Consider the following 22,233-nt stretch of genomic DNA (forward strand, 5'->3'; position numbering starts at 1 on the left):
CACAAATTATTTTCATGCCACCAATACCTCTTGAGTTAATTATTCTCACCCTTTTATTTGTAGTTTTACCATCTATCACTACCATTTTTTATCGCTTAGCTCTCCATCGACATCTGATAAATTTAGAAGAAAAGGTAAGAAGATTAATTAATAGACAACCATCTGGACAGCAACCCAAAATAGTAGACAAATTACAAGAAAGATTTAAAGAAGCTAGTAGCAATTTAGACCAAGTTAATACAGCTGCATTAATAGACCAAATTTATAGCCAAGAAAAAGTTGGGGGATTTACCTGCGAACAAATAGATTATTTTTGTCGTATTCTCCCCAATTTACTCTTAGCTTTTGGGTTACTTGGTACTTTTTTTGGCATTACGATTAATTTAGGTACACTTAGTCAAACAATCAATCAAACGAATAGTACTAATGTTAGTGGTTTACTTGCGGAATTAAAAAAACCGTTGGAAGGTATGAGTATTGCTTTCATCACAAGCTTAACGGGACTTTTTTTTAGTACTGTATTAACATTATTTAATTGGTTGAAAAATACTAGTTTTGCTAAATATAGACTTATTAGTTCCCTGGAAGATTATCTAGATAATATTTACCATCCTAAAGTACAAGGTGATACTCGCCTTGATAAAATTGTCAATAAAATGGTATCCCAGCAAGATCAATTTTTAACTAGATTTGGTTCTACAATGCGGCAAGCAATAGAAGAACCGATGAAAAGTGTAGTTAAAGAAATGAAGCAAGGGAATGAAGAAGCTCGTCATTTAGCCACACAAGTTTATGAAAGATTTTATGAAGCTGCTGGGACTATATCTGCGGCTGCTAATGAATTTAAACACACAATTGATGAACTGAATAAAAAATCTGATGTATTTAAACAGTCTGCGGAAATATTTGCTAAGAGTCAGTTTCCGCAAAAATTATCAGCAGCTACGGGCGATTTGGCTACCATACAAGAAAGATTTTCCCAATCTGCTGCCAGTTTAGCCGAGACTACTAAATTCATTCAACAAGCAGTAGTAGAAGTGCAGCGTTGTAGTGGAGAATTAACTGCTTTAGGATTAGATATTAAAAGTAGCAATCAAACTGCAATTCAAGTTTTAGAGTTGCATCAAAATAATCAAAACTCCCTGGGTGAGATTATTCCCCAACTCAAACAGGGAGCAAATAGTTTTTCAAGAGCAATTAATAAACTTGACAAGTTAGAGAAAGAAATTGTTAGTAAATCTGAGACTTTTACAAAATTAGTAGAACTTGTCAAAAACCATACAGAACAAACTAATTTAGCGGTTGAAACATTAGGCGATCGCCTAATTTTAAATTTATCACAGCAAATCGGTTATAACAACCAACAAATTAAAACCGTAGTCACCAATTTTGAAGGATTTGCCAATCAGTTAATTGTCAAAATGGATATGTCGAAATCAGATTTTATCGATATTATTGAAAATAACAATGAAAAATTTAATACTGAATACAAAAATGTCAGTGCTATGATAATTAAGGGAATTATTCAACAAACAGAAATAAATAAACAAGGTATAGAAATGTTAATTAGTAATGTTCAACAATTCAATCAAGATGTCAATAATATCAAAAATGAAATTTCTCAATTGAGACAAAAAATGGAAAAGCAAATAAACACAAATTAAATTTTGAATATTAATAAAAATTTGTATGTAGTCTATTATTTGAAATTGCTAGTAATGCTTTGTAATCAATTATTTTATTTAATCGAAAATCTAAAATCCCAAATTAATAAAATTTATGGTTCGTCGTTCGCGACATACTGACTACAATGAAGATTTAAATATTTGGCCGGCTTTTACAGACTTAATGTCTAATGCCTTCATGATTTTACTGCTATTATTGCTACTAGCCAGCACCAAATATACAATATCGCAAATAACTAATCCAGGAACCCCACCCATTTTACTCATTAAAGATGAAAATTCTAGATTCGATCCAGGTAGCGCTGTAATTCCACCAACCATGTTGAATTTTATTACAAATAAACTCGTACCTGATATAGAAAAAACCGCCAAAACTTACAACATTAATACAGTTGAAGTTATTGGACACACTGATGAACAACCCATTGGCATTATCAGCAGTAATTTAGACAACAATTTAGAAGTAGCAGCTAACCAAGGAGGTTCAGTTAGTACACTTAAGCCTGGTTCTAACGCTGATTTAGGATTAATGCGTTCTCTTGCAGTGGTAAAAGAACTACTAAAAATTCAACAACAAAATAAAATGGCTGGTATCAGATTTCGCGCCTATTCTGCGGCACAATTAATATTACCAAGTGGTGAATTTGCTCCCATTCCACAACAAAAACGTCAGTCTGAACCAAACCGACGACGCATTGAAATTCGTTTTACACGTCTTGGTGAAGTGCGAGAAGTAAAATAATTGAGAATTAAAATTTTTCAACTACTATTTAAAATATTTATTCAAACAGGAAAAATTTATTTTTAAGATTGCAGCAATTTTTGGGTAGTCCAATAACCCTGTAGGGGCGCAGCATTGCTGCGCCCCTACGAAATATCTGCTGCAAAAAAAAGACTCCTATTTGATTTTTGAAAATAACTCCGTACATCCATATTCTCTGAAACCCTTTTGCCTGTTGCCTATTGCTTTTTGCCTGACTACACAAATAATTTCAGACATCAAACCGGATTCCTATAGATGGAAAAGGCTGTCAAATAAACAACTAATTAAATTTGCCAAGACTTTGCTTGCGTTGATATTTACTTTGCTAGCTAGAGCATTGAGAAACGCTAGGATTTCACACAAAATGTTACTAAGATTTACTCTTATATGCTTCTTTTTGTGCTGCCTCACTATATTTTTTATATAGTTGAGTCCGAATCTTAGCTTCCTGATAGCGATTGTGATTTGTTGGTACAGTACTCATTAAATCTGAAGCACGTTGCCATTTAGCAGCTATCTCTAACCACTGAGTTGAACTTGTGGCTACTTTCCCAGATGCAGAGGCTTGGTTGGCAATTCGCACAGCCGTTCCAAATGGATCGTCAGGTGATTCAAAAACACTATTATTAGGAGTAATTAGTGTTACTGGAATTTGATTTTCTTTAGTACTTTGTGTTGTTAAAGATTTGGAAACCTCTGGTTGCATTGGGTTTTTTATTTTGTTACCTAACTTGGCGTATACAAACCAACCAAGCAACAACAAAGAACAAAGACTAACTGCGGCTAATACCTTCTTGTTTTTACGTTTATTTTTGTGTTTTTCTTTGTTAACTAGTACCAAAGAACGAGAAACTGGAGTTTTAACAAAATTTGGTTTTCCTAGTTCCGCTTGGGCTTGTGTGAAATCACTAATTAGTTGTTTTATGATACTTGGCTGAATTAATGTAATTTCCTGTGACCACAGCAATTGATTCTCAGGATCGCTAGATATTTCCTTTAACCAAAGTAATTGCTGTTCGCGAACTATTCTACTATTGATGTTGACTCGGCGAATATGACGCGGTGCAGTGGATTCCAAAATTTGCTGGATTTGTTCCACTAGCGAGGATTGCTCTAGTTGTTCTACCTTCGCTGCTTCACATAACAGTTGTAAGACGCCATTAGCAAAAATGGCTCTGGTTCTAACGCCTGAATTAGACAGCTTTTCGTTTAATAGCTGAATAATCGCCGCCACGCTACCCTGGTGAGCTTGCCAGGCTATATCGTTTATTCTGTCTATCATCTGGGGTTTATTAATAGCTCTTACACCCTGAGTTATTGACGGATTCATTAATTTAGGAACTCTTTTCTACTGACCTTGACCTTGTCTTCGATTTTACGAGTAAAAATATCAGTTGCCAAATAAAATCACAAAATAAAGCCTCCTATTGAGTTTTGGCAAGGAGACTGTATCACCATTAGTAGGGGGAATCTAATTCTGTAACAAAATGTATTATAGTTTTTAATTTTTAGACTATCTGAGGCGACACAAAACAGAAATCTGTAGCAAGATACCCCATTTGGTAGAGGTTGATTGCCTGATAGTATTATATTACACAGATGTAGAGACGTTGCAATTGCAACGTCTCTACAAGGTTTTGATATCTGATGAGTATCCGGCTGCGTCAAATCCTCCTCTATTCATGAGGGAAAATTTTATCTCCCGTGTTGGGATCGAATACAAATAATTCATTTAAATCTAATTCTAGAGAAAGGCGATCGCCAAGACGCAAACGCATATCCCCACTAGTCTGAATATTTAACACCGTCGTCGAACCAGGTAAACCCGCGCGAATCAAAGTTTCCCTTCCTAAAGGTTCCACCACTTTTACTTCAACCTGTAAGATTGCTGAGTTTTCACTCCTCAATTGAGAATCAGTATTGATTTTTAGATGTTCCGGTCTAATTCCCAAATTCAAACTTTGTCCTTGACGCAATTTTAATTTTTCCTTCACAAATGTGGGAATGGGAAATAATTGTCCACTCACATCAAAACTCAGATTCTGATAAATTACAGGCAAAATATTCATGGGTGGACTACCTAAAAAAGTGGCCACCATTTGATTAGCTGGACTGGCATAAATGCTTTGGGGATCGCCAATTTGTTGAATGCGTCCGCGATTTAGCACCACAATTTTATCAGCCAAAGTCATTGCTTCCACTTGATCGTGGGTAACGTAGATTGTGGTGATGCCCAATTGTTGATGTAATTGTTTTAATTCTGCTCTGGTGTCATCTCGCAATTGAGCATCTAAATTAGACAAAGGTTCATCAAGTAAAAAAACTTGTGGTTCGCGGGCGATCGCCCTTCCTAAAGCTACTCGTTGTTGTTGTCCCCCAGAAAGTTGTTTGGGTTTGCGATCTAGGAGGTTTTCTATCATCAGCGATCGCGCCACATTCATGACTCTTTCTTGAATAATCTTCGAGTCAACCTGACGCATCTGTAACCCAAAAGCAATGTTTTGGGCTACCGTCATGTGAGGATAAAGAGCGTAGTTTTGGAATACCATCGCCACATCTCGTTGTCTGGCTGGGATATTATTTACCAAGCGATCGCCAATAAAGAGTTTGCCAGAAGTCGCGCTCTCCAAACCAGCGATCGTTCGTAAAATTGTAGACTTACCACAACCAGATGGCCCCACTAAAACCCAAAATTCTCCATCGGGAATTTCAAAGGTAATGTCCTCGATAGCGGTGACATTATTAAATCTACGCTTAATATCTTCTAAACGAACGTTTGCCATTATCGAATTCAAGTTAATAGTTAGGAGTTAGGAGTTAGGAATTTTAAGTTTTGAGTTTTGAGTTTTCAATTTAAAATCTCTTCAACTCATCACTCATAACTCCTAACTCATAACTGCGTCCAAGCAGCATGAGACAATAAAGAAGCAAAAACTCGCACTCCCCGCAGTTGATTAGACAGGGGCAAATGACCTCTAGGTGCGCTTAAATCCCACGTAAACTCATGGGGGTAGCGAGTCCAATTATTACCTTGTTTCCAGCCAATTTTCGGCCAGAAATTCTCCCAGTTTTTCCCCAAACTCAACCAAATTTCTCGCTGTACTGAAAAGCCAAATTTCCCTTCGGAGTGGACTAGCCACAGATTGTTAATGGTTTGTAAATCCACAGCAGGGTAATTTTCTACCTCAGTAAAATACAACCATTTGCGCTGTACAGCAGTAGGCCCTGAGATTTCACACATTTTTTCGATGGTCGTGCGATCGGCTGCTTGGAAATCTTGCTGTGCCAATAGCTGTTGCAAAGGATTGTAATTAATCCCGCGCTCTGATTTTAGAGGTACAATTCCCTCAGGAAACCACGAGAGCAGAAATTCTTTAGCCTGGGGTGCATCAGACTTGTAAAGTACTTGGTATGCTTTGCCATCAATCCAAGTTGGTTGATTCTCACGTCGTTTCAGCAAAAATTCCATTAACACATCTAATCCCCCATCGCCCAACTGTGCTAGCTGTGAGATAGTTTGTTGTTGGACTTGAATAGACCCAGCGATTAATGGTTGTCGGAGGGAGTCGATGTCAGTGGGAGAGCCTGATAAAATCATTGGGTCTGTCATGCCATTACTCGTATTAGCTCTAGCGTAAAAAAGCGGTCACCATCGAGCATTCTCTTAGGTGAAGCAGTGATAGCGAAAAGTAGTTTACTATTTTTGATCGTACAAAATTGCGATCGCTTCACCCAATCCCACACTAGATCCGCAAATAATGTACAAGGAAATAGGGGGAAAATCTGCGCTTCAGGGGACTGGGGAGATGGGGAGCAGGGGAGATGGGGAGCAGGGGAGATGGGGAGATGAGTTTTTCCCCTCTGCCCAATGCCCCATGCCCCATGCCCCATGCCCCATGCCCCACGCCCCATGCCCAATTCCAATAGCATATTTTTTAGGAGTGTTAAAGTATGTACGAAAAGATTACCCCTCCTACGACTGGAGCAAAAATCACCTTCAAAAACGGCGAACCCATCGTACCAGATAATCCAATTATCCCTTTTATTCGGGGTGACGGTACAGGGATAGATATCTGGCCTGCTACCCAAAAGGTGCTAGATGCTGCGGTAGCTAAAGCATACAAAGGTCAGCGTCAAATTAGTTGGTTTAAGGTTTACGCTGGGGATGAAGCTTGCGATTTATACGGCACTTATCAGTATTTACCTCAAGACACTCTAACGGCAATCGAAGAATATGGTGTAGCCATTAAAGGGCCTTTGACTACCCCAGTGGGCGGCGGTATTCGTTCTTTGAATGTGGCATTACGGCAAATTTTTGACTTGTATGCTTGCGTGCGTCCTTGTCGCTACTATGCAGGGACACCCTCACCCCACAAAAATCCAGAAAAACTGGATGTAATTGTTTATCGAGAGAATACGGAAGATATTTATTTAGGCATTGAGTGGCGACAAGGCAGTGAAATTGGCGATCGCTTAATTAAAATTCTCAATGAGGAACTTATCCCCGCCACCCCAGAACACGGGAAAAAACAAATTCCCCTCGATGCTGGTATCGGTGTTAAACCCATCAGTAAAACTGGTTCCCAACGCCTAGTTAGACGCGCCATAAAACATGCTTTGCAATTGCCCAAACACAAGCAACAAGTGACTTTGGTGCATAAAGGCAACATCATGAAATACACCGAAGGCGCTTTCCGCGATTGGGGTTACGAACTAGCAACCACCGAATTTCGCCAAGAAACTGTCACCGAACGGGAATCTTGGATTTTGAGCAACAAGGAAAAAAATCCCAATATTTCCTTAGAAGAAAATGCCCGTCAAATCGATCCGGGGTTTGATGCTCTTACCGATGAGAAGAAAGCACAAATTGTCAAGGAAGTTGAAACAGTTCTTAACTCAATTTGGGCAACCCACGGTGACGGCAAATGGAAAGATAAAATTTTGGTGAACGACCGGATTGCTGACAGTATTTTTCAACAAATCCAAACCAGACCTGATGAGTATTCGATTCTGGCCACAATGAACTTAAACGGCGATTACCTGTCTGATGCTGCGGCTGCTATTGTCGGTGGGTTAGGAATGGGGCCAGGGGCAAATATTGGCGATAGCAGTGCCATATTTGAAGCCACCCACGGCACCGCACCCAAACACGCCGGGTTAGATAAAATTAACCCTGGTTCAGTGATTTTGTCCGGTGTGATGATGCTGGAATATCTGGGTTGGCAAGAAGCCGCAGACCTAATTAAGAAAGGTTTAGGAGATGCGATCGCCAACTCTCAAGTCACCTACGATTTAGCACGATTGCTAGAACCGCCTGTTGAACCCTTAAAATGTTCTGAATTTGCCGACGCCATAATTCAGCATTTTGATTAATTGTTAATGGGGCATGGGGCATTGGGCATTGGGCATGGGAAGAGGACAAGGTAGACAAGGTAGACAAGGTAGACAAGGTAGCAATCTTTCTCTCCGAAGTTCTGATGGTCGGAAACCTCCGCTCAGACTTCTCTCCTTGTCTCCCCCCTCTCCCCATCTCCCCATCTCCCCTGCTCCCCATCTCCCCATCTCCCCACTCCCCACTTCCCCAATTTTTTGCAGCCAGAATCTAAGAAAATAAAAACGACGAAGTAATTGACATAGATTTCCTGCAAAAACCAATATGGCTATTAATCGACGTTATTTCTTGTTTTTACTCACAGCAGGTGCTGGTGCATTTGCGTTAGATGCTTGTGCATTAGCAGAAAATTCTCCTCCAGAAAACACTCGAACTCCTGACACAACACCAAATACAACAGGTGCCATCCAACTACCACCGTTACCTTACCCCTACGAAGCACTAGAACCACACATTGATGCCAAAACAATGCAGTTTCATCACGATAAACACCACGCAACTTATGTCAAAAATCTGAATGGGGCATTAGAAAAATATCCAGAACTCAAAAGTAAAAGTGTAGAAGAACTTTTGCAAAGACTTAACACAGTACCACAAGACATTCGCAAAACAGTGCAAAATAACGGCGGTGGTCATGTGAATCATTCGATGTTCTGGCAAATTATGAAACCCAAAGGTGGTGGAGAACCAACAGGAGATATAGCCTCGGCTATTAACCAAAACTTTGGTAGTTTTGCAGCCTTCAAAAAACAGTTCAACGAAGCTGGTGCTGGTCGTTTTGGTAGTGGTTGGGTTTGGCTAGTGCGTAACAAAGATGGCAAATTACAAGTAACTTCTACAGCTAATCAAGATAGTCCCCTCAGTCAAGGTCAATATCCCATCCTGGGAAATGACGTATGGGAACACGCATATTATCTCAACTACCAAAACCGTCGCGCTGATTACTTGGAAGCATGGTGGAACGTTGTTAATTGGGATGAAATTAACAAGCGGTTTGCAGACGCTAAAAAATTTAAATTTGCTTAGATAGAAGTGGTGGGGAGAAAAAATAATTACACGCCCAGGTAACTCCAAAAAATAAATTCTTCCCCTTGAGGTCGTTGACTGTTGACTGTCAACCGTTAACAGTCAACAGTCAACAACAGCAATAAAATATTTTTTACTGATGCTTGGGAATTTGATAGTTAAAGAGGCTTTTGAGTAGGTACACCAGTAGCACGAGGAAACTGAACTGGTGTACTGGCTACCTTACGCAAATAGACACAGTGGCGAATGCTTTGGCTCAAAGGTGTTGTAAATTTTTCGATCGCTTCAATAACGCCGCCTAATTGCTTAACAGCATTTTCTAAACCAGTGGTTTCATCTTCTGTCCAATTACCACGATAAATTATGGCTAAACCTCCCTGTTTGAGCAGTGGTAGTGTATATTCTGCACAAACAGAAGCTGTGCCCACAGCACGGATTAAGGCAACATCATAAGCTTGTCGGTGTTTGGGTTGCTGACCAATTTCTTCAGCCCTAGCCACAAGAGTTTTAGCATTTGTCAGGGCAAGTTCAGTTAAGACTGTTTCAATAAAAGTAATTTTTTTGCGGGTTGAATCCATCAAAGTAATTGTGCAATTAGGTGCAATAATTGTCACTGGAATACCGGGAAAACCCGCACCCGTACCAATATCAATTACAGATGCACCTTCTTTAAGAGAAGTAATAAATTCTCCCTTTAGTGCAATTCCTCGTAGTGAATCCCAGAGATGTTTTTCCCAAAACTCTTGGGGGTCAGTGATGCGAGTTAAATTTAATTGGCGGTTACCTTCTAGGATTAAGTGATAAAGCCTCTGAAATTGCCCCTGCTGATGGGCACTTGGTTGCCAATTGAGAGTTTGCTGCCAAATTTCTGCCATTTCAGGCAATGAGTTAGTCATTAGTCATTAGTCATTGGGCATTGGGGATTGGTCATTGGGCATTGGGCATTGGGCATTGGGCATTGGGCATTGGGCATTGGTCATTGGGCATTGGGCATTGGGCAGAGGGGAAAAACTCATCTCCCCAGCCCCCCATCTCCCTTATCTCCCTTGTCTCCCTTGTCTTCCCCATCTCCCCCATCTCCCTATCTCCCAATCTCCCCAACTCATACCGCCGGTAAAGGTTCTTTACCCTTGGCTTCTAATGTTTTTGGGTCAACTGATTGTAGTTCGCCGTGGTTGAGTGTCCAGCAACGATCTGCGATCGCTAATAAATCTCCAGCATCGTGTGTCACTATTAACAGCGTCCAATCTTGTTTGAGTTTTGCTAATAAATTTACCAGCTGGCGGCGCATTGACCAATCTAAACCAGCGGTGGGTTCATCCAATAACAGTACATTTGGCTGACGAATTAATTGCACTGCTAAAGCTAAACGTCGCTGCTGACCTCCACTCAAAGCATGGGGGGCGGTGGAAAGGGATAAATGTTCTAATCCCACCTCACTCAGGGCATGTCTAACTCGATCCGATCCTAATTCAGGATGTCCCAAACGCAATTCTTCTAAAATCGTACTCCCGCAAAAATGTCGCTCTGGAAACTGAAACACTAAGCCAGCTAATTGTTGTAGCTGTTCGGGAATCAATTCTTGTTCTCGCCAAAACAGTCCCCCGGAGGTAGGTTCAGCTAGTCCAGATAAAATTTCTAGCAAAGTACTTTTACCTGAACCACTAGGGCCAATAATCAAACCTAGCTGCTGGGGTGCTAATTCTAAGTTGATCGATTTGAGAATCGCTGTTGGGCACGCTGTGGGGTGATAAATTAGATTTCGGAGATAGAGCATTTGTTAAGATTACCAAAAAGTCAGCGAATTACTGATTAATTACACCAAGAGCAGCTGGAAAATTCAGCAAAAAAAGCCTTTAATAAGCGTTGACTGTTAATTGTTAACCCTCAACAGTTAACGTCAAATTTCATTAGTTTTTACGAGTGGCATGAACTTAAGTACTTTTTCTCCATTGTGGCAGACTTACCCGAAAACAATGGCTACAACATGCTTGGGAACATCAAAAAATTACCCAAGTCAACCTTGATAGAAAATTTTGCCTGAAGCAGACACAAGCTGAAATTAACTATTTTTTGCATTCTAAGTAACACATACAACTATTTCAACAGCAATTATTCTGAGAGTTAAAATGGCTAAAAGGTTTTCCCGTTATCAATCGGTGGTGTTTGCTAAGCTCAACTTATTGGTTCAGGTGGGTTTTGGGGCGGCCATCGCACTTAATCTTTTGATCAATCCCTCCTTGGCTGGCGATCCCTTTCGCAGCGAGAAACCTCACCGAATTGGCGACCAAACTCAAGCAGCTTTTGAAGCGATTTTCCAACAAGGCAATTATCCAGCAGCCGAACGTTACCTCGAACAAGCACTAGCCAAAGAGCCAAATGAACCTCTAGCTTACGCCATGAAGGCGTCTTTAGCATACGGAAATAAAGATTGGGGTAAATTAAAAACCTACAGCCAGAAAACCTTGGAAAGCGCACAAAAATTGATTCCCACTGATCCATTACGCGGAAATTTATACACTGCCGTTGGTCATTTTTTAGAGGGTTCTTTAATTCTCATCCGTGAAGGTACAGTCAACGGTGTACCACAAGCTTTTGGTCGCTTGCGGCAAGTTTACCAATATTTAGACAAAGCTGAAGCCATTTCTGCCAACGATCCAGAACTAAATTTAATCAAGGGTTATATGGATTTATTATTGGCGGTTAATTTACCTTTTGCTAGTCCAGATCAAGCAATTGGGCGCTTACAAGAAAATGCTGCTCCTCAATATCTCGTACATCGGGGTATTGCTCTTGCCTATCGCGACTTAAAACGGTATCCTCAGGCTCTAGAGTATGTTGACCGTGCCATCGAAAGCGGAGGCGACAATCCAGAAATTTACTATCTCAAAGCCCAAATTCTCAGACGACTGGGGGAAAAGGAAAAAAGTCAGCAAATAATTAAGGAAGCGATCGCTAATTTTGATAAAGCATTGACTAAAAAATCCCAACTTCCAAGTAATTTAGTCAAACAAATCGAAAGCGAACGTAAAAATGCTCTGAGTCTAAATAATTCAAGGTAACAGAGCATTGGGCATCGGGCATCGGGCATTGGAGAAAAAATAGCAATCTTTCTCCCTTGTCTCCCTTGTCTCCTTTGTCTCCCTCATCCCCATTCCCCATTCCCCATTCCCTACTCTGATATGCTTGTGTTGAGTCAAAATCATTGGAATATTTAATTAAAATGCAAATTCAATTCCGCGAATTTAATCCTTTTGATGTCTGGATTTGGTTAAAATTCAGTACCATCCCTTCTGAACGTGAAAAACAGTATGTAGAAGAAGCCTTTGATTCCTGGTTTTATCTTGGTAAATTGGGTGCTTTTAACGCCGAAAATCTCCAAGTACAGGAAACTGGACTTGATATCAGTTACATGAATTATGATTCCCAAGGATATGACAAAAGCTTACTAGCCTTGATGCATAATATGGGTGAATTTGAATATGAAGGACAGTGGGCGCGTTGTTGGTTTGATTTGGGAACTAGTGATGCGATCGCCATTGATATTTTAATCAATGCTCTCACACAACTAAGTGAGGAATATGTCACCATTGAAGACTTGTACATCGGCGGCGAAAACGAAGATTGGCCAGTTGAGGATAGCGAAAGCCGCTCTTATTCTATTTACGATAACTAATCCCAACAATGAGTAAACCCGGCCAAATTCGAGTATTAGCTTTAGGACTAATTCGAGATGGCGAACGCATTTTCGTTTCTGAAGGCTACGATCCTGCAAAGCAAGAAATATTTTATCGGGCTTTGGGCGGTGGCGTTGATTTTGGTGAAACTAGCCGTGATGCGCTACAAAGGGAGTTTCAAGAAGAAATTCAAGCAGAGTTAACTAATATTCACTATCTAGGCTGTATAGAAAATTTGTTTATCTTCAACGGTAAACAAGGACATGAAATTATTCAACTTTATCAATGTGACTTTGCCGATCCTAAGTTTTATACTTTAGAAAGTTTGATTTTCTCTGAGTCAGGGAAACACAAACATCGGGCATTATGGATCGATATTTCTCGCTTTCAATCTGGAGAGTTAAGATTGGTTCCAGAGATTTTTTTTGAATACTTGTAAATTAGCTAGCCTAAATTCGAGACATAAATTATTAAGACTTACGCAACGCCGATATTGTCATTGCGACCGAAACGCAGTGTAGGGAAGCAATCCCAGCGTCAGGGGGGATTACTTCTCTACGAGACGCTCCGCGTAGCTTGCTTCTGGGTAGGAGTACGCTATCGCTCGTAATGACCCAATTACGTTATTTTTGCGTAAGTCCTGATTATGATATAGCAATCTATTTTAGTTGTGAAAAATATCGCTGTTGACTGTTAACAGTTAGAGCCTATTTATAAAGTAAATATGGCGGTTTTCAATTGAATGGAATACACATTTTCAAATCGAATCATTGTAGGGGCGGAAGGCTTTGCGCCCCTACCGCGTGGTCTCAACTAAAAACATTGTTTATTGCAACATTTTAGTCTAGACACGCCACTACACTTCGTTACGGTTGCAATGACAATATCGGTGTTGCGTAAGTTCTATCTTTTATAAGATGAATTATCGGCTGAAGTAAGTATATTTACTTGACAAAGCTTCATCAAATCCGCAAGAAAAAAGAATTTTTCTTAAAATAGAGAAAGATTAATTAATTTTGCTTGTGACAATATCCACTCAAATACTACCACTAGTTAAAGAGCCGGAACGACTGGAAAGCCGTCTTGCAGAAATTCCACCAGAACCAGGGGTTTATTTCATGCGGGACAAAAGCGATCGCATTATATACATAGGTAAATCGCGTAAGTTGCGATCGCGGGTGCGTTCCTATTTCCGGGATGGATACAACAAAAGCGAACGCATCGCCACAATGGTAAAATTGGTGACAGAAATTGAGTTCATTGTCACTGATACAGAATCCGAAGCCTTGGCACTGGAAGCTAATTTAATTAAGCAACACCAGCCATACTTTAACGTCCTGCTCAAAGATGATAAAAAATATCCGTATCTCTGCATCACTTGGTCGGAAGATTATCCACGGATTTTTATCACTCGAAAACGCCAGTTAGGCAAAGAAAAAGATAAATTTTATGGACCCTATACCGATGCTGGTTTGTTGCGAGAAATTTTACGTTTGTGTAAGCGCATCTTTCCCCAGCGACAACGACCCCAACCACTTTTCAAAGACCGTCCTTGCTTAAATTATGATTTAGGGCGTTGTCCGGGTGTGTGTCAACACCTGATTTCACCAGAAGAGTATCGCAAAATTGTCCAAAAAATCGCGATGGTGTTCCAAGGTCGGACTCAAGAGTTAATTGATGTTTTGACTCAACAAATGAACACTGCTGCTGAGGACTTGAATTTTGAATCAGCAGCACGAATTCGCGATCAAATTTCTGGGTTAAAATCGCTGACGGCTGACCAAAAAGTATCCTTACCAGATGATACAGTTTCGCGGGATGCCATCGCCTTAGCAGCTGACGCCCAACACGCCTGCATTCAACTCTTCCAAATTCGTGCAGGACAATTGGTGGGACGCTTGGCGTTTGTGGCGGATGCTCATGCAGAACCAGGAGCAATTTTACAACGAGCCTTAGAAGAACATTACCAAACTGCTGACTCTGTGGAAATACCCACAGAAATTTTAGTACAGCATGAATTACCAGATGCAGAAATCTTGGCAGATGTCTTAACTGAACGTAAAGGGAGAAAAGTGACGATTTTGGCTCCTTTGCGGCAAACTAAGGCAGAATTAATAGAGATGGTAGAGCGAAATGCCCACTATGAATTACAAAGAATGCAAAAACTGGGCGATCGCAATCACCAAGCAATGCAAGATTTAGCGACTATTCTAGATTTACCAGATGTACCCCACCGCATCGAAGGTTATGACATTTCCCATATCCAAGGCTCAAATGCTGTAGCTTCCCAAGTCGTGTTTATCGACGGGTTACCCGCCAAACAGTACTATCGCCATTACAAAATCAAAAATCCCACAGTTACAGCCGGACATTCGGATGATTTCGCTAGTCTAGCGGAAGTTATCCAACGTCGGTTTCGCAAGTATGCCGAAGATCCGCAATTAACACGTTTGGGTAATCCTGACTGGCCCGATTTAATTATGATTGATGGCGGTAAAGGTCAATTATCTTCAGTTGTCGCTGTTTTGCAAGAAATGAATTTATTGGAAGACTTGCGAGTTGTGAGTTTAGCGAAGCAGCGAGAAGAGATTTTTTTACCAGGAGAATCTCAACCATTAACCACTGACGCAGAACAACCAGGGGTACAGCTATTGCGACGACTGCGGGATGAAGCGCATCGATTTGCAGTCACTTTCCATCGTCAGCAACGCAGTGATAAATTAAAGCGATCGCGTTTAGATGAAATTCCTGGTTTAGGACATCATCGACAAAAGCAGCTACTAGGACATTTTCGCTCGGTTGATTATATTCGCCAAGCAACAACCGCGCAACTCGCCGAAGTTCCCGGAATCGGGCCGCGTTTGGCTCAAGAAATTTACGATTATTTTCATCCATCTTGATATCAGCCAAATAATGCAAGGATTTTAGATTGGCTTCATACCTGTCCTTTGCACGTTACTGCTGTTTAAGGAACTTCCAAATAAAAAAACATACAATTTTTCGTGTGGGGTGGGCGTCTCGCCCGCCCAAGGCTTGGGGCGGACTTTCCGGTTCACCCCACAAAATTGGATAATTTATTTCTTGGTAATCCCTAATAGAGAAAATCCTCATTGGGGATGCCCACAATTTTGTAAAGTATTTTCAAAATGCGTTTCAAACGATCTCTTATTACCGTTTTCATCTAAATAACGCACTTTGAATTTAATAACTATGACATCGGGAGCATCATATCCAAATATCCGATCTAAAAACGAAGGCTGTCGAATCTCGTAAGGCCCACCAGTATTGATAGAACAGCAGTCTGGATTTTCTTTGATATATTCATCAAAACTTTCATATTTGATGTAGTTGTAACTGCTTCGTCCTAAATCTGTTCGCTCGTTTTGATAATCAAAAACCATTCGGAACCTCTCTTCATCGCTTAGATAACGCATCTTGGCGAAGCAGAATCCTGAATAATTCAACCCAAAGTATGCGAATAAAACGCTTAATGGTATTCCTATGAAAACTAGAACAAGTAAAAAAAAGGTACGGTCTATCATTATATTTTGGCAATGAAATTCTTACAGCGTTTTTCATCTATTTGAACCACAATTTTCGGTAGGGACGCACAGCTAGCTGTAAAGCCCCTACAACGCGGTCTATTTACCTCAAAATTGCCATAAGTTAAATAGTATCTAAAAAGCAATACTGTTCAATTAAGGATTTTTAGTACGAGCTAGAAATTTCAGGACACCATCAGTAGTGAGAGTAAGATTAAAGCGATGCGTCGGGAATAAGTACGTTGGGAATTTTTAGTTCGAGATACGTGGAAATTCGGACACATTGTAAAGTTATGTTACGCAAATTGGCTAAACCGTCTGTACCCACTCCGTATGTTTCTTTCGATGAAATATTATCTGGTCAGAATTTAATCTTATAAATCTCGTTAGTAAATATTAACTAAATCTTAAGACAGATATTTTGTAACCAAAGATACAGTAATTTTTGAATTTTAATTTTTGAATACTAGAATGGCTTTTTTTGTTTTTCTCTACAATCATTGAAAATCAATCTCTCTCAAGGCATTAACCATAGGGATCGCGGAATCTCTAAACGAAATTTATTAAAAATTTAATTTATGTATCTAAAGTAGGAGGGTAAAATCACGTAAATTTGACGATAATAGATTTAAGATATCCAAAATTTTTCAAACCTGAAATTTTGTTTAAAATCATTAGCTAATTTCACAGCAGTTTGTTAAGTTGGGTCGAACCAGAATTTTTAACTGGTTTAAGTAGCAGTTTTAGCAAATAAAAAATAATTACAACCAGGGATCTTAAAAATGCAGACAGTACAGAAGATTTACTGCCCAAATTGTGGTAGCCAAGCGGAGCGTTATTTTATTACTGATAATGAATTAACTCGGACACAATGCCCAAGTTGTGATTACTTGATGATTAGCTGCACTCGCACTGGGAAAGTAATTGAGGCTTACGCGCCAGGAATTCTTGCAAGAAAGTAAAAATTCAAAATTACTCACACGAATTTGTGTTGGCTATTGTTGTTGTTGCTGGAGATATCGGAGAGCTTCTAATGTGTTGACCTGGGGAAATTGTGCATAAAAATTACTTACACTCCAGAAAGGTTCCGGTGTTTTCAAAACAATTATGCGATCGCCCCATTGATTCAACCAAGGTAGCAATTTTTGTGGTGCTAGCGGAGTACACAGCCAAATTGCTCTAGGTGAAAGGGCCTTGATGGCACTGCAAGCAACTGCCATAGTCATACCTGTGGCAATGCCATCATCAACCAAAATTGCCGTAGCATCCTTTATATTCACTTGAGGACAAGCAGAAATTAATTGCTCCTCTAGGGACTGAGCTTGCTTAATAGCTTTAGTTAAAGCCGCTTCTCGCCAGCGCGCATCATGTTTGGAGCTAAAAAGTTTTTGCTCAGTCCAAAGAATATTTCCAGAACTAGTGACTGCGCCAATAGCCAACTCTGGGTTTTCTGGATGACTAATTTTTTTAGCTACAACTATGGTTAAAGGACAACCCAAAAGACGTGCTATTGGTGCTGCTACTGGTATACCCCCCCTTGGCAAAGCATAAACGATTGGTATAGGCTTTACCCCAGAATCAATGGTTTGCTGAGTCAAAAGATCGTGAATTACTTGCGCCAATTCTTCACCCGCATGGATGCGATCGGCAAAAAGTGGGGTATATGACATGGTTTCCCCTAGCGTCTTAGGACGGCACTGCCTTTATCATGACTGAATTTTGTCTGAAATTAACTGATAGAATAAGATTTGTATAAATAATTAAGTATTCCCATCAGTCTCTCACTAAGGGACTTCCAAGTAAAAAAATATTCCACTGCTATTGTTGACAATTAACAGTCAACCTTCAACGCATTAACTGGAATAATTTATTTTTTGGAGTTCCCTAAAGACAAACTTAAATCAAATAAGACTGCTGGTGCTGATACCAAAATCATAAATTTTCATGAGCAGCGAAAATCAACTTAGCCTCTTCGACGACTCAAGCTTTAACCAACAAGACCTAATTCCCACAGACGCTAAGATTTCTATCCCTCCCGGTACCTATTCCACCATGACTGAGTTGGCGCAGCATTGCGATCGCTGCCACCGATGTGTACTGGGAAACACTCGTACCCACGCCGTCGTCGGACGCGGTAACCTCAAAGCCCCAATAATGGTTGTAGGAGAAGCCCCTGGCCAAAATGAAGACGAAACGGGTTTACCATTTGTAGGCAAATCAGGGCAGTTGCTAGAGAAAATTCTCGCATCTGTGAATTTGAGTACTGAGCAAGATGTATACATTGCCAACATCAACAAATGTCTCGCTGGTTATACGAGAATCATCACAGAAGAAGGTTCTAAACGACTTAACTGGATTGTCAAAAATCAGTGGTCAGGTAAAGTGTTGAGTGTCGATCCTAATGGCAGCTTGGTTTGGAAACAAGTAACTGGTTGGTATCGGTCTAAGCTTGCAGGAAGGCAGCTTTACAAAGTCTTTTTTCCAGATGGTAAATGTAACAACAAAGGTGAAGTTGGCTATATTGCCACAGCAGATCATCCAGTACTTACCCGTAGAGGCTGGATTCCCGTTGAAGAATTACAAGACGATGACTTAGTTGCAACTGGTACACCTGCTCCTGGAAGCAGAGGGTTACAAGTATTACTAGGGTCTTTACTAGGTGATGCTTGTATTAGTTCCACTGGTCAGTTTTTGGAAAATCATAGTATTCAACAAGCAGCTTATTTAAAACTCAAAGCAAGAGTACTAAATGGTTTTCGACCACAGGTAAAAGAATATCTAGCCAAGTCACAAAATGGCAAAACTTATCAATCTCTGAGTATGGGACTGGCAAAAACCTATTATTTGCACGACCTACGCGAGGAATGGTATCCCAATAATAAAAAAGATTTTCCCATAACAGCACTAGAAAAACTAGACAACTTTGGGTTAGCTATTTGGTACATGGATGATGGTTATTGGCGAACAAAAACCAAAGATGGGCAAATCAGAAAAAGTATTGACGTTGAAATTGCTTTAGGAAACATCACACCAGAAACGGCTCAAAAAGTTGTTAAATATTTTGAGACTCAAGGCTACAGAACATACGCAGTTTTTAAGTCTACTTGGAGGCTATTTTTTAGATATGGTGAAGGCATTCGCTTTTTAGAAAATATTGCTGAATACATTCCTGCCTCTATGCGATATAAATTGCCAGAGGAACTGCATAGTATTCCATTTAACATAGAAGTTTATCAAGAAGAAGCAGTTGTCACCTACTGGAAACCAGTTATTAAAAAACTATTACCACCAAAGCCAGATTTTGACGTAGTTTACTGTATTGATGTTGAAGACACAGCCAATTTTGTGACACCCGCAGGTGTTGTACATAATTGCCGCCCACCTGAGAATCGTGTACCTACTACACAAGAAATAACGGCTTGCAAACCCTACTTACTAGAACAAATTCGCCTAGTTGACCCGAAAATCATTCTGTTAACGGGTGCAACTGCCCTCAAAAGTTTAACTGGCGATAAGCGGGCGATTACGAAAATTCGCGGACAGTGGCTAGAGTGGGAAGGGCGTTTGTGTATGCCAATTTTTCATCCTTCCTATTTGCTGCGTAACCCTTCTAAAGAAAGAGGTAGCCCGAAATGGTTGATGTGGCAGGACATCCAAGCCGTGCGTGCCAAGTTAGATGAAATCACAAAAACCACCTGATGTTAGTGGATTCATAGCAGACTTTTTTCGCGATAGAACCTTGATATCAGTAATTACACATAATTATTTACGTGTTGATACTGACTCAAAGGAAATGAAAAAAGTCAAAATAAAAATTTTTAATCTGCGTACATTTGGCATAACTTTGGCTTGAAGAAGAATTCAGAAGTCAGAATTCAGGAGTCAGAATAAATCAGTCGGGGATTCAGACCCGCGACTGATTGAAGACCACTAAATTTTCAATTTAGTGGGGGTCTTAAACCCGGTCATTCATCCGCCAGTCATACAGAATTCATTCTGAATTCTGACTCCTGACTCCTGAATTCTGTTCGATAAAATCTACATCCCATAACAGTTTTCAACTAGGTCAAATTCTCACAGCAAAATATCTTTAAGTCCTTTACATCTCCTTTATTACTGACTAGACCTCTCAAGTTTGATGAAATCCGGAAAAACGATTTACGCAACTGAAGCTATACTCTAGCTCTCGTCAGCTTATTAAGCTTGAGAACATTAGCAAAGGAGAATAAGTATGTGGGGCTTAATCGTATTTTTACTAATTGTGCTGGGTTTGATAGCTTTCATCAAACGTGCTGATTCATCTAGTAAAAAGAGTTACCGTAAAAGTCATAAAGGCAACTTTAGTAATTCTTCTAGTAATAGCAGCAGTACTTCGTCTGTTGATGATACTCAAATATATTATCCCAGTATTTACCAAAGCTACAGTACTAGCTATGATGACCACAAAAATCATAGCTGCGAATCTGGCAACAGTAGCTATGATGACCACAGAAATCATAGCTGCGAATCTGGCAACAGTAACTACAATCACAGCAACTATGACTACAGCAGTAGTTATGATTCTGGCAGTAATAGCTGTGACTCTAGCAGTAGTAGCTATGATTCCGGCAGTAGCAGCTATGATTCCGGCAGTAGTAGCTATGATTCCGGCAGTAGTAGCTATGATTCCGGCAGTAGCAGCTATGATTCCGGCAGTAGTAGCTGTGATTCTGGCAGCAGTAGCTGGGACTAAAGTGACAGTTATGAAAATCAAACTCTAGGCTTGATTGTCCGGTTACGCACACTTCCAGCCTGACAGTCGCGTAACCAAGCTTGAACTCCTTGAGCGATCGCACCATTACTACTATCACGTGGCGGAGATAGTGGCTGTTTTTTTGAATAAGAACCAGTTTGAGAAAACATCATCACTATACGCCAACCAATTTTAGTTTTAGTTAACAATAGCCAGTGAAATTCTTGTAATTCTACTGCGGTCTTACCGATATACTGACGCCCTAAGGTGGTAAAAAAAACTTGTTCAACTCCCGACATAGAACTTTCAGGAGCATCTTTACTATATTCTTCAAGGTTAAGGGGTAGGGGAGTAAATTCAGGTTTTCCTGCTACCAGGATATAACTGTATACATCAGCGCTGCGGTTGCGACGGCGGGCGCGTTGAATGACGCGGTTAGTATAACTGGGCAAATCTTGTAATAACTGCGTAGTCAATGTTTCTAAATTTTGCTCGGAACAGGAAGATTTTGCCCCAGTATCTATGTTTCCCTCCTGTGCTAGCAAAGAGGGGTTAGGGTTAAAAAGTAAAAAGTAAAAAGTAAAAAGTAAGAAGATAATCCCCATAAATAAATTTAGACGGCTTACTACATTTTTTATTTATCTATGGGGTTTACCCTTGTTTTGTTGCTGATTTCTGGCTTCATGCGATGGCACTCAAATCCTCAGAAATTCTTTTCCAAGCTAGTTCTGGATCGGCAGCAGTGGTGATGGGACGCCCAATCACTAGATAATTTGCCCCAGCAACAATCGCTTGTGCTGGAGTGAGCGATCGCTTTTGATCGGCTTTATCTGCCCAAGTTGGTCTGATACCGGGACAAACTAATAAAAAGTCATCTCCACAACTTTGCCGTAGCTGTACCACTTCTTGAGGCGAACAAACTACCCCATCTAACCCTGATTCTTGAGCCATGAGTGCCATTTCTAAAGCGTATTCTGGCAACTCTAAGGGAATTTTTAAGTCAAAAGCCAGTTGTCGAGCCGAAATGCTTGTTAATAAAGTAATAGCAATTAACTTCGGTGGTTTTACACCCGCTTGTGCTGCTCCTACTTGTGCCGCCTCTGTTGCTGCTTTCAGAGCTTCTCTACCACATGTAGCATGAATCGTCAATAAATCTACTCCATAACGAGCTGCACTACGACAAGCACCCGCGACAGTATTGGGGATATCGTCAAACTTTAAATCTAGGAAAATGCTTTTTTGGCGAGACTTGAGCATTTCCAGAATTTTTGGCCCGGTGCTGGTAAACAACTCTAAGCCTACTTTGAAGAAAGTAACATCCTCAAGTCGATCCACAAGGGCGATGGCACTTTCTTCGTCTGGCACATCCAAAGCCACAATCACTCGTTGTTGAGCCAATTCCCCACTCCCCATTCC

General features: G+C 40.3%; 22 protein-coding genes and 3 pseudogenes. 14 read left to right on the forward strand and 11 right to left on the reverse strand.

The features are described from left to right. Positions 1–14: 14 nt before the first annotated feature. Together VF06_RS03910 and VF06_RS03915 are read left to right on the forward strand one after the other, a co-directional pair. Positions 15–1,664: a hypothetical protein gene (locus VF06_RS03910; protein ID WP_099071912.1), complete on the forward strand. Its 1,650-nt coding sequence runs from the start codon at positions 15–17 to the stop codon at positions 1,662–1,664. Between the two features lie 115 nt (positions 1,665–1,779). Beyond that, positions 1,780–2,427 (forward strand): OmpA family protein, encoded by a 648-nt coding sequence (locus VF06_RS03915; RefSeq protein WP_099071913.1) that lies wholly within the window; start codon positions 1,780–1,782, stop codon positions 2,425–2,427. A 391-nt stretch (positions 2,428–2,818) separates the two neighbouring features. On the opposite strand, the gene VF06_RS03920 is transcribed toward VF06_RS03915, so the two are convergent. From VF06_RS03920 to VF06_RS03930, 3 genes are all read right to left on the reverse strand, one after another. Beyond that, on the reverse strand, positions 2,819–3,778 hold the full coding sequence (locus VF06_RS03920) for a hypothetical protein (protein WP_099066789.1): 960 nt from the start codon (positions 3,776–3,778) through the stop codon (positions 2,819–2,821). A gap of 346 nt (positions 3,779–4,124) precedes the next feature. Next, positions 4,125–5,231, reverse strand: a complete 1,107-nt coding sequence (locus VF06_RS03925; protein WP_099066788.1) for an ABC transporter ATP-binding protein — start codon at positions 5,229–5,231, stop codon at positions 4,125–4,127. Positions 5,232–5,338: 107 nt separating this feature from the next. Beyond that, positions 5,339–6,058, reverse strand: coding sequence for a GUN4 domain-containing protein (locus VF06_RS03930; protein ID WP_099066787.1), 720 nt, complete (start codon positions 6,056–6,058; stop codon positions 5,339–5,341). A 196-nt stretch (positions 6,059–6,254) separates the two neighbouring features. On the opposite strand from VF06_RS03930, the gene VF06_RS38910 reads away from it, so the two are divergent. Beyond that, positions 6,255–6,476 carry a hypothetical protein gene (locus tag VF06_RS38910; RefSeq protein WP_143873471.1) on the forward strand — a complete coding sequence of 74 codons (222 nt, stop codon included), beginning with the start codon at positions 6,255–6,257 and terminating at the stop codon, positions 6,474–6,476. Then, on the forward strand, positions 6,400–7,821 hold the full coding sequence (locus tag VF06_RS03935; RefSeq protein ID WP_099066786.1) for an NADP-dependent isocitrate dehydrogenase: 1,422 nt from the start codon (positions 6,400–6,402) through the stop codon (positions 7,819–7,821). Before VF06_RS38910 ends, VF06_RS03935 begins: the two co-directional genes overlap by 77 nt. A gap of 3 nt (positions 7,822–7,824) precedes the next feature. Here the strand turns inward: VF06_RS03935 and VF06_RS38915 are convergent, their stop codons facing one another. Next, positions 7,825–8,010, reverse strand: coding sequence for a hypothetical protein (locus VF06_RS38915; protein WP_143861622.1), 186 nt, complete (start codon positions 8,008–8,010; stop codon positions 7,825–7,827). Between the two features lie 94 nt (positions 8,011–8,104). On the opposite strand from VF06_RS38915, the gene VF06_RS03940 reads away from it, so the two are divergent. Then, positions 8,105–8,866: a superoxide dismutase gene (locus VF06_RS03940; protein ID WP_099066785.1), complete on the forward strand. Its 762-nt coding sequence runs from the start codon at positions 8,105–8,107 to the stop codon at positions 8,864–8,866. Positions 8,867–9,024: 158 nt separating this feature from the next. Here the strand turns inward: VF06_RS03940 and rsmG are convergent, their stop codons facing one another. From rsmG to VF06_RS03955, 3 genes are read right to left on the reverse strand one after another with little or no spacing between them, the layout of a single operon-like run. Further along, the gene (gene rsmG, locus VF06_RS03945; protein WP_099066784.1) at positions 9,025–9,762 is read right to left on the reverse strand and encodes a 16S rRNA (guanine(527)-N(7))-methyltransferase RsmG; all 738 of its coding nucleotides are present in this window, start codon (positions 9,760–9,762) and stop codon (positions 9,025–9,027) included. 31 nt (positions 9,763–9,793) lie between these two features. Next, positions 9,794–9,967, reverse strand: coding sequence for a hypothetical protein (locus VF06_RS40275; RefSeq protein ID WP_180267851.1), 174 nt, complete (start codon positions 9,965–9,967; stop codon positions 9,794–9,796). Between the two features lies 1 nt (position 9,968). Further along, positions 9,969–10,643, reverse strand: a complete 675-nt coding sequence (locus VF06_RS03955; RefSeq protein ID WP_099066782.1) for an ABC transporter ATP-binding protein — start codon at positions 10,641–10,643, stop codon at positions 9,969–9,971. A 352-nt stretch (positions 10,644–10,995) separates the two neighbouring features. On the opposite strand from VF06_RS03955, the gene VF06_RS03960 reads away from it, so the two are divergent. The 4 genes from VF06_RS03960 to uvrC all read left to right on the forward strand — a co-directional run bounded on the left by VF06_RS03960 (position 10,996) and on the right by uvrC (position 15,443). Then, positions 10,996–11,928: a Sll0314/Alr1548 family TPR repeat-containing protein gene (locus tag VF06_RS03960; RefSeq protein ID WP_099066781.1), complete on the forward strand. Its 933-nt coding sequence runs from the start codon at positions 10,996–10,998 to the stop codon at positions 11,926–11,928. A gap of 161 nt (positions 11,929–12,089) precedes the next feature. Further along, complete coding sequence (locus VF06_RS03965) at positions 12,090–12,542, forward strand: DUF3531 family protein (RefSeq protein ID WP_099066780.1); 453 nt, start codon at positions 12,090–12,092, stop codon at positions 12,540–12,542. Between the two features lie 8 nt (positions 12,543–12,550). Continuing rightward, positions 12,551–12,982, forward strand: a complete 432-nt coding sequence (locus VF06_RS03970) for an NUDIX hydrolase (protein WP_099066779.1) — start codon at positions 12,551–12,553, stop codon at positions 12,980–12,982. Positions 12,983–13,565: 583 nt separating this feature from the next. Beyond that, a complete protein-coding gene (gene uvrC, locus VF06_RS03975) occupies positions 13,566–15,443 on the forward strand; it encodes an excinuclease ABC subunit UvrC (RefSeq protein ID WP_099066778.1) in 1,878 nt (625 codons plus the stop codon). Positions 15,444–15,650: 207 nt separating this feature from the next. Here uvrC and VF06_RS03980 read toward each other — a convergent pair whose 3' ends face one another. Next, positions 15,651–15,944, reverse strand: coding sequence for a hypothetical protein (locus VF06_RS03980; protein ID WP_099066777.1), 294 nt, complete (start codon positions 15,942–15,944; stop codon positions 15,651–15,653). 923 nt (positions 15,945–16,867) lie between these two features. On the opposite strand from VF06_RS03980, the gene VF06_RS03985 reads away from it, so the two are divergent. Beyond that, positions 16,868–17,047, forward strand: a complete 180-nt coding sequence (locus VF06_RS03985; protein ID WP_099066776.1) for a zinc ribbon domain-containing protein — start codon at positions 16,868–16,870, stop codon at positions 17,045–17,047. Between the two features lie 33 nt (positions 17,048–17,080). Here VF06_RS03985 and VF06_RS03990 read toward each other — a convergent pair whose 3' ends face one another. After that, positions 17,081–17,755, reverse strand: coding sequence for a phosphoribosyltransferase (locus tag VF06_RS03990; protein ID WP_099066775.1), 675 nt, complete (start codon positions 17,753–17,755; stop codon positions 17,081–17,083). Between the two features lie 274 nt (positions 17,756–18,029). On the opposite strand from VF06_RS03990, the pseudogene VF06_RS40285 reads away from it, so the two are divergent. The 4 genes and pseudogenes from VF06_RS40285 to VF06_RS40300 form a co-directional block, all read left to right on the forward strand. Then, positions 18,030–18,419: pseudogene (locus VF06_RS40285) on the forward strand (uracil-DNA glycosylase); the annotation flags it as partial. Positions 18,420–18,467: 48 nt separating this feature from the next. Further along, positions 18,468–19,145, forward strand: a pseudogene (locus VF06_RS42370) (hypothetical protein); the annotation flags it as partial. A 234-nt stretch (positions 19,146–19,379) separates the two neighbouring features. Further along, a pseudogene (locus VF06_RS42375) lies at positions 19,380–19,784 on the forward strand (uracil-DNA glycosylase); the annotation flags it as partial. Between the two features lie 683 nt (positions 19,785–20,467). Beyond that, on the forward strand, positions 20,468–20,845 hold the full coding sequence (locus VF06_RS40300) for a hypothetical protein (RefSeq protein ID WP_218963815.1): 378 nt from the start codon (positions 20,468–20,470) through the stop codon (positions 20,843–20,845). Here VF06_RS40300 and VF06_RS04005 read toward each other — a convergent pair. Then, a complete protein-coding gene (locus VF06_RS04005; RefSeq protein WP_099066773.1) occupies positions 20,835–21,422 on the reverse strand; it encodes a hypothetical protein in 588 nt (195 codons plus the stop codon). The two genes, VF06_RS40300 and VF06_RS04005, sit on opposite strands and share 11 nt — an antisense overlap. Positions 21,423–21,498: 76 nt before the next feature. Beyond that, complete coding sequence (gene pyrF, locus VF06_RS04010; protein WP_099066772.1) at positions 21,499–22,230, reverse strand: orotidine-5'-phosphate decarboxylase; 732 nt, start codon at positions 22,228–22,230, stop codon at positions 21,499–21,501. Between the last annotated feature and the right edge of the window lie 3 nt (positions 22,231–22,233).

The sequence above is a fragment of the Nostoc linckia z4 genome (assembly GCF_002608075.1).
Lineage (GTDB): Bacteria > Cyanobacteriota > Cyanobacteriia > Cyanobacteriales > Nostocaceae > Nostoc > Nostoc linckia.